Genomic DNA, 13,770 nt, shown 5'->3' with positions numbered 1-13,770 from the left:
AAACCTTAGGATAATAAATTTTACAAAATTTGGCAACAACGTTCCTTCTGGCAACATCAGTAAAGTTAACAAAAAAGATGACAAATTATTATCAATAAGAATATATAATATAAAGATATATTTAAAAATTTTTTTATGGCTCTTTCTAAGTTTTTCAACCCTAAGAATAATGGTGTGCTGCAGTAACGAACAAAGTAATGTTTGTTTTATTGAAGATGAAGGAAGGCCCTTCAAAATCGGGTTTCAGGAGCAGCCACCTTAAGTGGCTCTATTTAAGAGATAGGGTTAATTTTTCTATGAGCAGCTACAATTTAAAGACCTTGCTTCATCAATGTAATGGAACAAAACCTTTTTAGTAAGTTCAAAACCTTCTAAAGTCTCTCCTTCGCATCTTGCTGTAATGCAGTTTTGCGTATTTGATACCCTAAGAAGCCACCAACCTTTATTATCGGTTACTTTAACACCATCAAGATCTGAAAATACAATATTTTGCTTCTCTAGTGTTTTCTTTATTGATTCAATTATTTGAAATTTTTTCTCATCTTTCACTACAATCTTTACTTCATGAGTGATATATAACTTCGGTAAATCCTCAATCACCTGAGATAGTCTTTGGTTTTTCTTAAGCAAAATGTCAACTGCTTTAACAACAGAATATAGCCCATCATCAAAACCTAGCTCAGAAAAGAAGAAGTGCCCGCTTAACTCACCAGCAAACTTTGCCTCTTCCTCTACCATCTTCTTCTTAACTAGTGAATGTCCAGTAGCGCAGGTAATAACTTGCCCTCCTAACTTACTAACAAAATCATGCACCTTCATACTCATTTTTACGTTAGCAATAACTTTGCTTTCTGGATATTCCTCCAGCACTTCACGTGCAAAAATTATAAATAAATGGTCATTGGAAACAACGTTGCCTTTATTATCAATTAAGCGCACCCTATCGCTATCGCCATCTAGCGCAATGCCAAGATCACATCCATATTCCTTCACAATGTCAATTAATTGAGCGAGATTTTTTTCCTCTATGGGATCTGGATCATGCAGTGGAAATGCCCCATCTATAGAGTTATTGGTTACGATATGCGTATGACCAGGCAAGATCTTTTCAATATACCTTATAATTCCACTTGCTGGACTATTTCCACAATCCCAGGCTATTTTTAATTTCTGTGTAGTAATATTCTTCACTGCACTTTTTAATATGCGAATGTACTCACTATATATATTTATGTTAATTAAGCTTCCAATTCTTGTACTGTCTTTAATTGGATTGCTTATAATTTCCTTTATCTCTTGATCTGAGAAGACTTTTTTATTACTAAAAAATTTAAAGCCATTATATTCGCTGGGGTTATGAGAGGCAGTTATTATGATACCAAGATCCGCCTGTGTGATTTGTGTTGCAGCGTAGAGCATAGGTGAAGAGCATAGCCCAACGCGTATAACATTTACTCCAGATAAAGTTAAGCCCCTAATTAATTCTCTTTCTATACCCGGTGAATCTATTCTGCTGTCGTAGCCGACACAAACACTAGCTACGGTTTGGCCAAACTTTCTACCTATCTCGTACCCATCATTAATCTGCAAATCTTTGCCTACTATACCTCTAATATCGTATTTTCTTATAATGGTATTGTCCATACTGCACTGCTTAAGAAGTAACTACTATATAACATAATGGACAAGTGCTCAAGTTTCTTCTTTATTTACCCACATAATTAGTTGATTTTTTAATTAAAGTTGTTAGTATTATAGTACATTTCTAAAAGTGTAAAATTATGCCATGGGAGAACGAAAGTGTATTTATAGCTGAGGGTCAAAGTTTAGATGTAGATGAACAAAAGAAAAATGATATTCTAATACCAATTCTCATTGTTGGTCAGTCAAATAGGAGAAATTGCAGAGTTGTTTAATTGTGGAGCTGGCAAGAGAAGTAATAAATTTGCACAAAGCACCCTAAAGCAGAGCAATTGTATCGTATATTTTATTGCGCAAAATGTTCTGTTTTATGTATAACCAAAGCCTCTCAACAGGATTGAGTTCAGGTGAATATGGAGGTAGGTATATAATCTCAATATTTTTAGCTACCTTTAAATTTTTTGACTTATGCCAACTAGCACAGTCCATAACAAGAACAGCTTCTCTTGTCCCTAGATATTGCGACATTTGCTCAAGAAATACATTCATGCAATCAGTGTTAACATTTAGTGCAAATAAGCTAAAACTCTCTCCATTTTTAGGATTAACTGCACTGTAGAGATAAAAATTATGCCTACCTAATTTTATTTTAACCCGAGTCCTAGTGCCTTTTTTAAACCATCCATGCCCAACTTTCGAATGTGTGCCAAACCTTGATTCATCAAAGAAAAATAGCTCTTTTTCTGGATACTTGCCAATAACTTCATTGAGATTTTTTTTTGAATTCCTCTTGTTTACTTTTATCTTGTACGTTGTGTACTGGTCTTGGTGTAATATATGAAAATTTCATCTTTTGCATATGGCGGTGTACTGTAGATTTGCTGATATTTAATCCGAACTTTTCCTGGATTCTTATTCTCATTTCTTTAATGGTAATATTAGGATTTTCTTCTATACATGCTTCAATTTGCTGTAGTTGAGCCTGATTTAATTTAGTTTTTCTACGGCGTGATGGAGGAGCAAACAGTTTTTCTTCTCTGCCAAATTTCAAGAGTTTTATCCACGAAGTTAGTGCGCTTCTTGAAATTCAATATATTTTTGCTACAGCCGTTATACTATGCTTTTTTGCCGCAATTACAGCATTTAGTTTTTTTGAAACATATACATTGTTCCTTACTTTCTTCAGCATTTCTTTTGCTGATTCTACTACTTTTTCATCCAATAATTTTGATCTTAATGCCATTTATACCTCGCTACTTCACTTACTTTAGTATGGCTTTTCTTCCATCATTGTCCATCTGTTTGCCTTGTAATGGGAATTGGTATTACTCATTTAAAATGTCACGTAATTGTTCATTAAATCCCTTGTTTGGTACCCCACCATTCATATTCTATAACCATTACTCACTAATTCTTTAGTGATTACCGTAATACATAGGTAAGTCAATAAAAAAATACCCTTTTTCTTCTTCAGTTCTAAGAAATTGTCAAAAGTCTCAAAAAGATGAGTTAAAATAAAAAGAAGAATAGTGGAAGTTTAGTTGTTTACACTTTCATGCTATGCCCATAGCATCATATATTACTTAACCTTGCAATAATTTTTTTATTCTTGCTGCTTCTTCAAACTCTAAATTTTCAGCATGCTCTATCATTTGCTTTCTCAAGTCATCCTTATTAGTATTTACTTTTGGTTCTGCTATTGCCCTCTCCTGTAAGGTGTTTGATATAGGTTTTATTATAGTCTTCGGGACAATATTGTGCAATATATTATGTTCTTCTTGTTTTTTTCTTCTTCTTTCGGTCTCCCTTAATGCACGATCTAAAGAACCAGTGATTTTATCTGCATATAAAATTACTCTACCTTCAGCATTACGTGCAGCACGACCGATCGTTTGAATGAGCGATGTTTCTGATCGCAAAAATCCTTCTTTATCAGCATCTAAAATTGCAACCAAACCACACTCTGGAATATCAAGACCTTCCCTAAGCAAGTTAACACCTACTAAAACGTCAATTTCTTTAGACCTTAATTTACATATAATTTCTATTCTCTCCAGCGCACCAATATCAGAATGCAAATAACTTACTCTCATATTTAATTCACTCATATATTCAGCTAAATTTTCAGCCATTTTTTTTGTCAGTGTAGTGATTAAAACACAAAATCCCTTTCCTATTGTCACTTGTGCCTCATGAATTACATCATCAATTTGACTCTCTATTGGTTTCACAATGCAGATTGGGTCTGTAAGCCCTGTTGGACGGATAACTTGCTCTATAAATACATTATTGGTCTTTGCCAACTCATACTTTCCAGGAGTAGCTGAAATGTAAATAGTCTGCGGCCTAACTTCCTCCCATTCTTCAAATTTTAATGGACGATTATCAAAAGCGGAAGGGAGCCTGAAGCCATAGTCAATCAATTTCTTTTTACGCGCCTCATTACCACTGTACATTGCACCAATCTGAGGAACGGTGACATGACTCTCATCAACAAATAAAATTACGTCTTTGGGTAAATATTCAAACAAGGTAGGCGGTGGATCCCCAGCTTCCATTCCATAGAGATAACGCGAATAATTTTCAATACCTTTACATATTCCTGTTGTTCTCATCATTTCAATATCAAAATTAGTGCGTTGCTCGAGGCGCTTTGCTTCAACAATCTTGTTTTGCAAGTAGTAATAATCCAAGCATTCATGCAGCTCTTTTTTGATTAGCTCAACTGTCTGCAACAGAGTCTCACGTGATGTAATGTGATAGCTGTTTGGAAAAATGGTGATTGTATTTAGGCTTTTGGTAATATTACTCGTTATAGCATCAATTTCAGAAATTTCTTCTATTTCATCACCAAGCAGCGATAAACGCCAAGCTTTATTTTCATAATAGGCAGGAAATATATCGATAATATCGCCACGCACTCTGAAATATCCTCTCTCAAACCTGGTATCAGAGCGCTTGTATTGGAGATCAGCTAAGTTACTCAAGAAATCATTAACATGAATTTTATCTCCAACACTTAAAGATATAGTCATGCTGCGGTAGCTTTCAGGCGAACCAAGACCGTATATGCAAGAAACACTGGCAACTACGATCGTGTCCCTGCGCTCCAAGAGGGAGCAGACGGCAGAATAACGCAGCATGTCAATTCTGTCGTTGATTGCAGAGTCTTTTTCGATATAAGTATCAGTTTGCGGCAAATAAGCTTCGGGCTGATAGTAATCATAATAAGAAATGAAATATTCAACAGCATTATTGGGAAATAATCCTTTCATTTCCTCATAAAGTTGTGCTGCTAAGGTTTTATTGTGTGCCATGATCAGCGCAGGTCTGTTTGTCCTTGCTATAACATTTGCCATAGTGAAAGTTTTCCCAGAACCAGTAACCCCAAGTAAAACTTGGTCTCTTTTATTGCTATTTAGCCCCGCAATTAAACTATCGATTGCCTGCGGTTGATCTCCAGCGGGTTGAAAATGTGTAGTGATTTGAAATTTCATAGACTTTACTTACTATCTTTGATTCATTGCATAGTGAACACTATATTGCTTTTAAGATAAGTTGTATAGCTATAAACTTTCCGTAAAGCCATAAAACATTAAACAACAATAGACTTCTTGCATAACCGTTTTTCAGGTAACCCAAAAAGCCCTCTATCTCCAGCTCTTTCTTTATCGGCTAATCCATAGTTAGCGTTAAGAGATACCGCGAATGAATCGCGGTATGACGGTCTGCGGCGATATGACGGTTCGCGGTGGCATGACGATAACTTCGTCATCCCGCTACTTGTTAGCGGGATCTAGAGATACCGCGGCGGTATGACGTAGGGAAACCTTTCTTGGGTTAGCTACAGCAGCTTGCAAACCATTCAGAAAAGGGAAGACAAAACTGTAAAAAACCATAGGCGCCAGATGGTTTTTAGCTAAAGTCAAGTGTCTGGAATTTTAGACATAGAATCCCCCATATGAACAAGATTCAAAAAAAATGCAACGTACATTGGGCAGAGATTAAGTATATGTATACACGCTGAAGAAGATACGCCACATTTTTAACTGAAATTTAGATGAAAAGTCTGCAGACGGAGATAGATTTTGAGCTCTCTAAATATCTCTAATTGTCATTATAATAAGGCTTTGAATATGCAGAAGTAATTTTTTTAGTTAAAATAAAAAAGTTTTCTGCTATAGCACCACTAAGTAGCAGAAGACCTTGCATGACCTCCAAAAAATGCTTTTACTCTTTCAAGATAAGTAGGTGGTACTGGAGGAATTTCTATACCATCTATAACAGCGCTTATTGCTTCTTTTACATCATCGCTTGTAATTAACTCTTTTAATTTATGCTTTATAGGGCCTCTTCCAGCATCTTGCCCATACCTATTGTAATAATCCACATACAATTCATTAAAGACAGATTGTTTTGCTTCTTCTATCAGTTTACTGATGTTGCTTTTTATTTGAGGATCCATATCACCATCAGAATAAAAATTATCAAAATTGTCCTTTAAAACTGTAATTTTTTTATTGTTACAGCTTCTAAGGAATTTTTCCGTAATGCTTGGCATTCTCTCGTACACTTGAGAGTTTACTTCAACTGTAAAGTTATTTTTTGCTTCAAGACAACTAAGCGAGTAAATAATACGATTGAACATTCCTAGATTGCACTTACCATTTCCCTCTTTGAAACGTATCAGTAACATGCACTTTAGAAAATCTATATCTGACTTTTGATCCTTAGCTGCAGTCAAAACTAAATTTGCAGTTTGCGTGAGAGTAAGGCTAGTTCTTGACTCTTGCCAAACTGCTTCATTGGAGCCATTAAAGTTAAGATAAAGTTTTAATTGCTCTTTTTATTGAGTTGTAAGCCCATCTGAATTATTTATGTAGTCTTCAAGCTCTTTATTGAGTACATTTGGTTGAGCTCCAAATTTCTGTTTTAACTCTTGAGCGCATTGGAGAATACTATGTTCAAAACTACTCGTGTGAACACTCTGACTACTAGTGCCCACATCACTTACATTAAACAAAAAGCTTAGCTGCTTTACATTCAAACCCAAAGGTGAGAAAAGCCTCACTAATGGATACTTTATCAATTCAAGAAGTGCCACTGGGATTAATAATATAGCATTTATAAGCACAAGACATATTCTAGCACTTACTGCTTTATTACCTGATAACATTCTGCTGAGCTCTGATACCTTCGAAGCACAGTACAAAAATGGTAATTGAATGCAATATATCAAATATATAGAGAAAAACAAAATTTTATCTTTCAACCCTATTGTTGGGTCATTATATACTTCAGAAAAAATACCATCACCACTATTTTCATTTTTGAAAGATTGATAGCTGCTTGTAATCTTTTCTGTAAAGATAGAACAGAGCTTATGCAGCCCGTAGCACGAAACGCCAATAGCTAGAAAAATTGCAAGTGTTCCAAAAACAGCTAACACCTCACTTGAAGTTTTGGCAAGAAGGAATGCATAAAGCGCATCAATAAAGATCTCAAGTAAGTAGTCAAATAAAATAATTGCTCCAATAGCAGAAACAAATAGTAAAATATACCCACACGCAACTAAAAATCTTTTTAACCTCGGATTCATAACCTTCACTTAATAACTTGTTAATATAATCTATTTTAGAAATAAATTGAAAAAAATGCAAGTTTCTATAGAGATTGATTGAAATTTCTGAGCTTCAGTTATATTGTTAATCTATTCAGATAGAAATTAGAAACTATTGTGTCAAATAAAATAGGTTTTTGGGCTATTTTTGCCTTAGTGATTAGTAGTCAAATTGGCTCTGGAATTTTTATGCTTCCAATTAGCCTTGCTCCATATGGCGCTTATAGCCTTATAAGCTGGGTGATATCAGGGCTTGGTGCTATATCTCTTGCTTTGGTTTTTGCCTTACTCTGCGCAAAATTTCCAGAAACGGGTGGCCCTCACGTCTATGTAAAGCATGCTTTTGGCCCTGCTGCAGCTTTCTTTGTTGGTTGGACGTATTGGGTGATTTCATGGGTTAGCACGACAGCAGTAATCGTTGCAAGTATTGGCTATCTTACTTCGCTTTTTCATGGAGATATTCAAAATATACGCTTATTTTTAGAAATACTATTATTTACGATCATTACACTAATAAATTTAAGAGGTGTCACTGCTGCTGGATGTGTTGAGCTTTTATTGATGACTGTCAAAATTACCGCACTGCTTGCTATACCAGTAACAGCGTTGTTTTTCTTTGATAGGAATAATTTTATCATAAGTGAGGAAATATCAACCCTCACGATGTCTCAAGTCCTTGCTCGCTCTACACTACTCACTCTATGGTGTTTTATTGGACTTGAATCAGCAACAGCACCTGCAGGATCAGTAAACGATCCAGCCAAGACTATACCAAGAGCCATAGTGCTTGGCACAATCTCTGTTGCAGTTATATATTTCATTAATAGCCTTGCAATCATAGGATTGATAAACGGCAATGATCTAGTTAATTCAAAAGCGCCGTATGTTGACGCAATAAAAATTATGTTTCCAGGTAATTGGCATTTGATCATTTCTATTGTTGCTTTTATTGTTTGTGTTGGCAGTTTAAATGCTTGGGTACTAGCTAGTGGACAAGTGGCCCTTGGCCTTGCAGAAGATAAACTGATGCCACAGTTCTTTGCTAAAAGAAACAAGCACGGTTCTCCTTTCTGGGGCATAACAATCAGCTCCGTTGGCACTTCAGTTCTACTAATTCTCACTTCAAGCAACAATTTTGCTAAACAGATCACATCAATTATCGACTTTTCTGTAGTTTCATTTTTATTTGTTTACCTTGCATGCAGTCTTGCTTTTCTCAAGGTTATTATAAAGGAGAAAAACTATTACAAATTTTTAATTGGCAGTATAGCAACAACCTTTTGCTGCTGGGTAATATTTGAAACTTCTGTGAATACCTTGCTGATCGCAAGCTTATTCACCGCAAGTGGCATACCCATTTATTTATTTTGGTACTGCAGAGCTCCTGCACAATAAAATAGAGTTTAACGACTTTTCTTATTGTCCACTTGTTCAACATTACCCTTCTCAAGTTTACTATCTACTTCTTTTGCGTGTTCATCATCTACACTAGTCTCATCTTTTATCTTACTGGAGTGACCTGCTTGCGATTTTTCATATGCTTCCATGTTGTCATATATAGGGTTACTGATGATTTCTATTTTTTCAGGTGTGAAAATCCTTGCTAAAAATCTCCCTATTATTGGTATTGATCTTAAGAAATCTCTTAGCTTTGAAGATTCTTGTCTTTTATTTAGGAACTGTTGGTCTATTTTAAGGTTTTTTACACCATATTTTTTATCATCAAAATTTATTGCAGGCTTTCTTTTTTTCGAAAGAACATTTTGAGCCTTTAATCCATTGGTTCTTTCAGGCTCTTGAGGTGTAGACATTGCAGGTTTAACCTTAGTTTCATTGTATTCTTTATTCATCTTTCACTTTATTATGTAATATTACTAATATTGCATAATAATAGCTAAATTACAATTAATTGCAAGGTGAAAATATTAAAACAATTGTAAATTTTGTCAGCAAAAATATAATAGAACTTTAAAGTTAGAGGTTCATCTATATGGGATACAAAATTGCTGTTATTGGAGCAACCGGAAGAGTAGGGCGTGAGGTATTAAGCACGCTTGCTGAGTTTCAAGATGAGGCAATAGATTCTGTAATTGCACTTGCATCGAAAAAATCAGAAGGGAAGAAGGTGAGTTTTGGTGACAAAGAGTTAACAGTTTTATGCCTTGAGAATTACGACTTCGTTGGAACTAATTTAGCCATTTTCTGTGCTGGATATCATGTTTCTGAAAAGTATGTACCAATTGCAACACAGGGTGGATGCATCGTGATAGATAACAGTTCCCATTTTAGAATGAAAGAAGGTGTGCCACTCATTATTCCGGAGATTAATAAAGAAAAAATTATGGAATATAAAAACCACAACATAATATCCAACCCAAACTGTACTACAATACAGATGCTGCTAGTACTATATCTATTACACCAGAAAGCAAAAATAAAGAGAATCGTTGCTTCAACTTATCAATCAACTTCTGGCGCAGGCAAAGCAGCAATGGATGAGCTCTATGACCAGACAAAAAAAATCTTCATGAATGAGACTAAAAAGCCCGAGATATTCCCCAAGCAAATAGCGTTTAATTGCATTCCCCATGTAGGGAAATTCATAGAGAATGGTTCTACAGAAGAGGAATGGAAAATGCAAGAGGAGACAAAAAAAATTTTAGAGGAAGATATAAAAGTTACTGCAACTTGTGTAAGAGTACCCGTCTTTATCGGTCACGCTATGGCAGTAAATGTAGAATTTGATCAACATATCACTGAAGAACAAGCTCGTGAAGTGCTAAGTGAAGCCGAAGATAGTGGAGTTTTAGTGTACAACAGGCGTAAAGACGGTGAATACATCACTCAAATTGATGTTGTACAGGAGAATGCTGTATATGTATCGCGTATTAGAAGAGACAATACTGTTGAACACGGATTAAATATGTGGATAGTGGCTGATAATCTGCGCAAAGGCGCAGCATTAAATATAATGCAGATTCTTGAGATTTTGATAAGAGAGTATTAAGTGCATATAGAGTGCACGTACGTTGTAATTCGAAGGAAATTTGTATACCACATGGCAGCGTGTGACGCAAAAACCATGAGAGCTACAAAAACTTCCTTGACAAACTCCGCCACCTCCCTTATCATGAAACTGAAGCTAATTATTTATCTTTGCAATCTCTGCAGCAGATTAAAATGACAAAAAAACTTGTATTTGGCGTACTATGTGCACTGCATGTCTTTTTAAAACTTCGGGTTTTTACCCATACAAGCTGAAACGCGCTTATAAAGCGTTTAAGACAGTAAAAGACGTCAAATAGACAAGGGAGAATTTGAATACTAGCCACCCTAGGGTTTCTTTGCCTTTTTTTTCACTTAGTAAATTTCTTAACGTTTATAATTTGGGTTAGTCGCATTTAAAAGCGGCTGAATCGTAGCGTTTAGAAAAAAACGCCAATATTTTGAAGTACATATAAATAACTAGTTAACCACGGGGCTTCTTTTGCCTTTTTTTAATTAGTTAATTTCTTAATATTTATAGCTAAAAGAGCCCAAGAGAAGTCAGTGCTCCTTTTTTTGTCATCTCAGCACCTTCTTCTGTCATCCCAGTGTCACGCACTGGGATGACAGAAGAAGGTACTGACCATCATAAAGTGAACCAGTGTCAGCTACTTGGATGACAGAGAGTAATGCAAGAAAATAATTGGATTTTTTGTAATGCTACGGAGTCCAGTGTTTTCTACAAATTTTTACGTGATTTGTTAGCAAAATTGACAATTACTGAGATACTGGGTAAAATATTTATACGGTAGTGTTGAGTGAAAGAAGTTATGACTAAGGGTGTGATTACAGATATATTAAAAGAAATAAACGCTCTTCCAGACTTGAGTGTAGATAATGTAATCGAGAAAATAGCAAGTGAGATGAAGACACCATATGAAGATGGTAAGATATGGTCTGATATCGCCAAAAATTGGAAGGATGCTGGATTAGGTATTAATTACAAGTGGTATAACGATAAAGCATTATTACATTGTGCTGCTGAGGGTGGTTGTGAGAGGGTAATAGATGCTTTAATAAAAAATGGGGCAAATATTGAAGTAGGAGATAAGCATGGAAATACTCCATTACATTATGCTGCTGTAAGTGGTCATATAGATATAGTAAATACTCTAATAAACAAAGGTGCTGATGTTAATAAGACAGGTGGTGATGAAACTACTCCATTACATTATGCTGTTGAATATAGTCATATAGAAGTCGCAAAAGTTTTGATAAACAAAGGGGCAAAAGTTAATGTGGTGGATAGAGTTGGATGTACTCCATTATTTTTTGCCATTGAAAATAACCTTGTAGAAATAGCAAAAATTCTAATAGATAAAGGAGCAGATGTTAATGAAACAGGCGAGCAAGATCTTTCACCAATCATCGATATGGTACGTCGCAGAAGGACTCCATTACATTTGACTGCTAAAAAGGGCCAGGTAGAAATAGTAAAAGTTTTAATCGATAAAGGGGCTGATGTTAACAAAGAGGATGAAAATGGAAGAACGCTGTTGCATTTTGCTGCTGAGAAGGGGCATGTAGAAATAGTAAAAGCTCTAATTGATAAAGGTGCTGATATTAATAAAGCAGATAAAGATGAGGACATATCGCTAGGTTTTGCTGTTAGCAATTACCACAATCGCTATTATACTAATAACGATAACCATACAAAGATGGTAAAAACTCTGGTAGGTCATATAGCAAAACTGGAAGCTGCTGGTTTACATGTCAGTCAAGATAATTTGCAGTTAAAAGATTCCGTTCAATTAGAGTATAATAGTGATATAGCTAGTAGTTATAGAGAAGGTCTTCGGAAGTATAAGGAAGAGATTGAAAAACTTACAAAAGAAGACAAGCCACTATATGATTTTTTAAAAGAAAGCAACATTAATGAACTAGCTAGCATATGGGAAAAAAATGAAGATATACGCAGTAATACCAATTCCCATTACAAGGCAAACAGATGGACAATGATGGAAGAAAAGCCATAATGAAGCAAGTAAAATAGTTGAGGTATAAATGGCATTAAGATCAAAATTATTGGATGAAAAAGTAGTAGAATCAGCAAAAGAAATGCTGAAGAAAGTAAGGAACAATGCATATGTTTCAAAAAAACTAAATGCTGTAATTGCAGCAAAAAAGCATAGTATAACGGCTGTAGCAAAAATATATTGCATTTCAAGAAGCGCACTAACTTCGTGGGTAAAACTCTTGAAATTTGGCAGAAAAGAAAAACTGTTTACTCCTCCACAACGGCGTAGAAAAACTAAATTAAATCAGGATCAACTACGGCAAATTGAAGAGTGGATAGAAGAAAATCCTAATATTACCATTAAAGAAATGAGAATAAGAATCCAGGAAAAGTTCGGATTAAATATCAGCAAATCTACAGTACACCGCTATATGCAAAAGATGAAATTCTCATATATTACACCCAGACCAGTTCATAATGGACAAGATAAAAGCAAACAAGAGGAATTCAAAAAAAAATCTCAATGGAGCTATTAGCAAGTATCCAGAAAAAGAGCTATTTTTCTTTGATGAATCAAGGTTTGGCACACATTCAAAGGTTGGACATGGGTGGTTTAAAAAGGGGATTAGAACACAGGTTAAAACAAAATTAGTTAGGCAAAATTTCTACCTCTATAGTGCGGTTAATCCTAGAAATGGAGAGAGTTCTAGCTTATTTGCACCAAATGTCAACACTGATTGCATGAACATATTTCTTGAGCAGATGTCGCAATATCTAGAAACACGAGAGGCTTTTCTCGTTATGGACTGTGCTAGTTGGCATAGGTCAAAAAATTTAAAGGTACCTAAAAATATCGACATTATATACCTACCTACATATTCACCTGAGCTAAATCTTGTTGAGAGGCTTTGGTTATATATAAAACAGAACATTTTGCGCAATAAAATATACGATACAATTGCTCTGCTTTAGGGTGCTTTGTGCAAATTTATTACTTCTCTTGCCAGCTCCACAATTAAACAACTCTGCAATTTCTCCTATTTGACTGACCAATAATGAGAATTGGTATTACTTGATGTATATCGAGCAAAGCTTGAGTACCCAAAGCTTAAAGAGCAAGTTCTGTCACTAGCTGCAAGATGGGCACCACACGCAATTTTGATTGAAGCAAAAACGAGTGGTCAGCAATTAACACAAGAGCTAAAGGCAAATAGCGATCTACCGATTATTGAAATAGTGCCACACAATGACAAACTCACTCGATTTTATCAAATTGTTCCGGTGATAGAGTCTGGCAGGGTTTTTCTGCTGCACCAAGCGGTATGGCTCAATGATTTTGAGTACGAAATTTTAATATTCCCAGAAACTCGCCACGATGATCAAGTAGATAGTACCGTGCAGTATCTGCAATGGATGAGAAAAACTAACACCAGCGCCTTTAGGGTCAGAGACTTTGGCCCTAACCCTAATAAAACGCTTAGATGGCTCAGAACGGTGTATTAGGTAC

General features: G+C 35.4%; 9 protein-coding genes and 3 pseudogenes. 6 read left to right on the top strand and 6 right to left on the bottom strand.

Annotated elements, in window-relative coordinates; genetic code table 11:
* Positions 1–294 precede the first annotated feature (294 nt).
* Positions 295–1,644, bottom strand: coding sequence for a phosphomannomutase/phosphoglucomutase (locus OPR24_RS01430; protein WP_265033554.1), 1,350 nt, complete (start codon positions 1,642–1,644; stop codon positions 295–297).
* Positions 1,645–1,781: 137 nt separating this feature from the next.
* Between OPR24_RS01430 and OPR24_RS01425 the strand changes: the two genes are divergently transcribed.
* Positions 1,782–1,916 carry a hypothetical protein gene (locus OPR24_RS01425; protein WP_265034026.1) on the top strand — a complete coding sequence of 45 codons (135 nt, stop codon included), beginning with the start codon at positions 1,782–1,784 and terminating at the stop codon, positions 1,914–1,916.
* On the opposite strand, the pseudogene OPR24_RS01420 reads toward OPR24_RS01425, so the two are convergent.
* The 4 genes and pseudogenes from OPR24_RS01420 to OPR24_RS01405 form a co-directional block, all read right to left on the bottom strand.
* Positions 1,873–2,884: pseudogene (locus OPR24_RS01420) on the bottom strand (IS630 family transposase). The gene OPR24_RS01425 and the pseudogene OPR24_RS01420 overlap by 44 nt on opposite strands.
* A gap of 340 nt (positions 2,885–3,224) precedes the next feature.
* Complete coding sequence (uvrB, locus tag OPR24_RS01415) at positions 3,225–5,138, bottom strand: excinuclease ABC subunit UvrB (protein WP_265033553.1); 1,914 nt, start codon at positions 5,136–5,138, stop codon at positions 3,225–3,227.
* Positions 5,139–5,830: 692 nt separating this feature from the next.
* On the bottom strand, positions 5,831–6,385 hold the full coding sequence (locus OPR24_RS01410) for a hypothetical protein (protein ID WP_265033552.1): 555 nt from the start codon (positions 6,383–6,385) through the stop codon (positions 5,831–5,833).
* A 102-nt stretch (positions 6,386–6,487) separates the two neighbouring features.
* Positions 6,488–7,240 (bottom strand): hypothetical protein, encoded by a 753-nt coding sequence (locus tag OPR24_RS01405; RefSeq protein WP_265033551.1) that lies wholly within the window; start codon positions 7,238–7,240, stop codon positions 6,488–6,490.
* Between the two features lie 138 nt (positions 7,241–7,378).
* Between OPR24_RS01405 and OPR24_RS01400 the strand changes: the two genes are divergently transcribed.
* Complete coding sequence (locus tag OPR24_RS01400) at positions 7,379–8,656, top strand: APC family permease (protein WP_265033550.1); 1,278 nt, start codon at positions 7,379–7,381, stop codon at positions 8,654–8,656.
* A gap of 8 nt (positions 8,657–8,664) precedes the next feature.
* Here the strand turns inward: OPR24_RS01400 and OPR24_RS01395 are convergent, their stop codons facing one another.
* A complete protein-coding gene (locus OPR24_RS01395; RefSeq protein ID WP_253307368.1) occupies positions 8,665–9,111 on the bottom strand; it encodes a hypothetical protein in 447 nt (148 codons plus the stop codon).
* A 140-nt stretch (positions 9,112–9,251) separates the two neighbouring features.
* Between OPR24_RS01395 and OPR24_RS01390 the strand changes: the two genes are divergently transcribed.
* The 4 genes and pseudogenes from OPR24_RS01390 to terL form a co-directional block, all read left to right on the top strand.
* Entirely contained in the window at positions 9,252–10,268 is a 1,017-nt protein-coding gene (locus OPR24_RS01390) for an aspartate-semialdehyde dehydrogenase (RefSeq protein ID WP_265033549.1), read from the top strand.
* 796 nt (positions 10,269–11,064) lie between these two features.
* A complete protein-coding gene (locus OPR24_RS01385; RefSeq protein WP_265033548.1) occupies positions 11,065–12,282 on the top strand; it encodes an ankyrin repeat domain-containing protein in 1,218 nt (405 codons plus the stop codon).
* A gap of 28 nt (positions 12,283–12,310) precedes the next feature.
* A pseudogene (locus OPR24_RS01380) lies at positions 12,311–13,319 on the top strand (IS630 family transposase).
* Positions 13,320–13,331: 12 nt separating this feature from the next.
* Positions 13,332–13,766 (top strand): annotated as a pseudogene (gene terL / locus OPR24_RS01375) (phage terminase large subunit); the annotation flags it as partial.
* Positions 13,767–13,770 lie beyond the last annotated feature (4 nt).

This window comes from Wolbachia endosymbiont (group A) of Sicus ferrugineus (genome assembly GCF_947251515.1).
In the GTDB taxonomy this organism is placed as follows: Bacteria; Pseudomonadota; Alphaproteobacteria; order Rickettsiales; family Anaplasmataceae; genus Wolbachia.
This window is presented reverse-complemented; position numbering and strand designations above follow the sequence as displayed.

Excerpts from the sequence above, each read along its gene's own strand:
- OPR24_RS01430 (WP_265033554.1), bottom strand. The coding sequence starts at position 1,644 with ATGGACAATACCATTATAAGAAAATACGATATTAGAGGTATAGTAGGC.
- OPR24_RS01425 (WP_265034026.1), top strand. The coding sequence starts at position 1,782 with ATGCCATGGGAGAACGAAAGTGTATTTATAGCTGAGGGTCAAAGTTTA.
- uvrB (WP_265033553.1), bottom strand. The coding sequence starts at position 5,138 with ATGAAATTTCAAATCACTACACATTTTCAACCCGCTGGAGATCAACCG.
- OPR24_RS01405 (WP_265033551.1), bottom strand. The coding sequence starts at position 7,240 with ATGAATCCGAGGTTAAAAAGATTTTTAGTTGCGTGTGGGTATATTTTA.
- OPR24_RS01395 (WP_253307368.1), bottom strand. The coding sequence starts at position 9,111 with ATGAATAAAGAATACAATGAAACTAAGGTTAAACCTGCAATGTCTACA.
- OPR24_RS01390 (WP_265033549.1), top strand. The coding sequence starts at position 9,252 with ATGGGATACAAAATTGCTGTTATTGGAGCAACCGGAAGAGTAGGGCGT.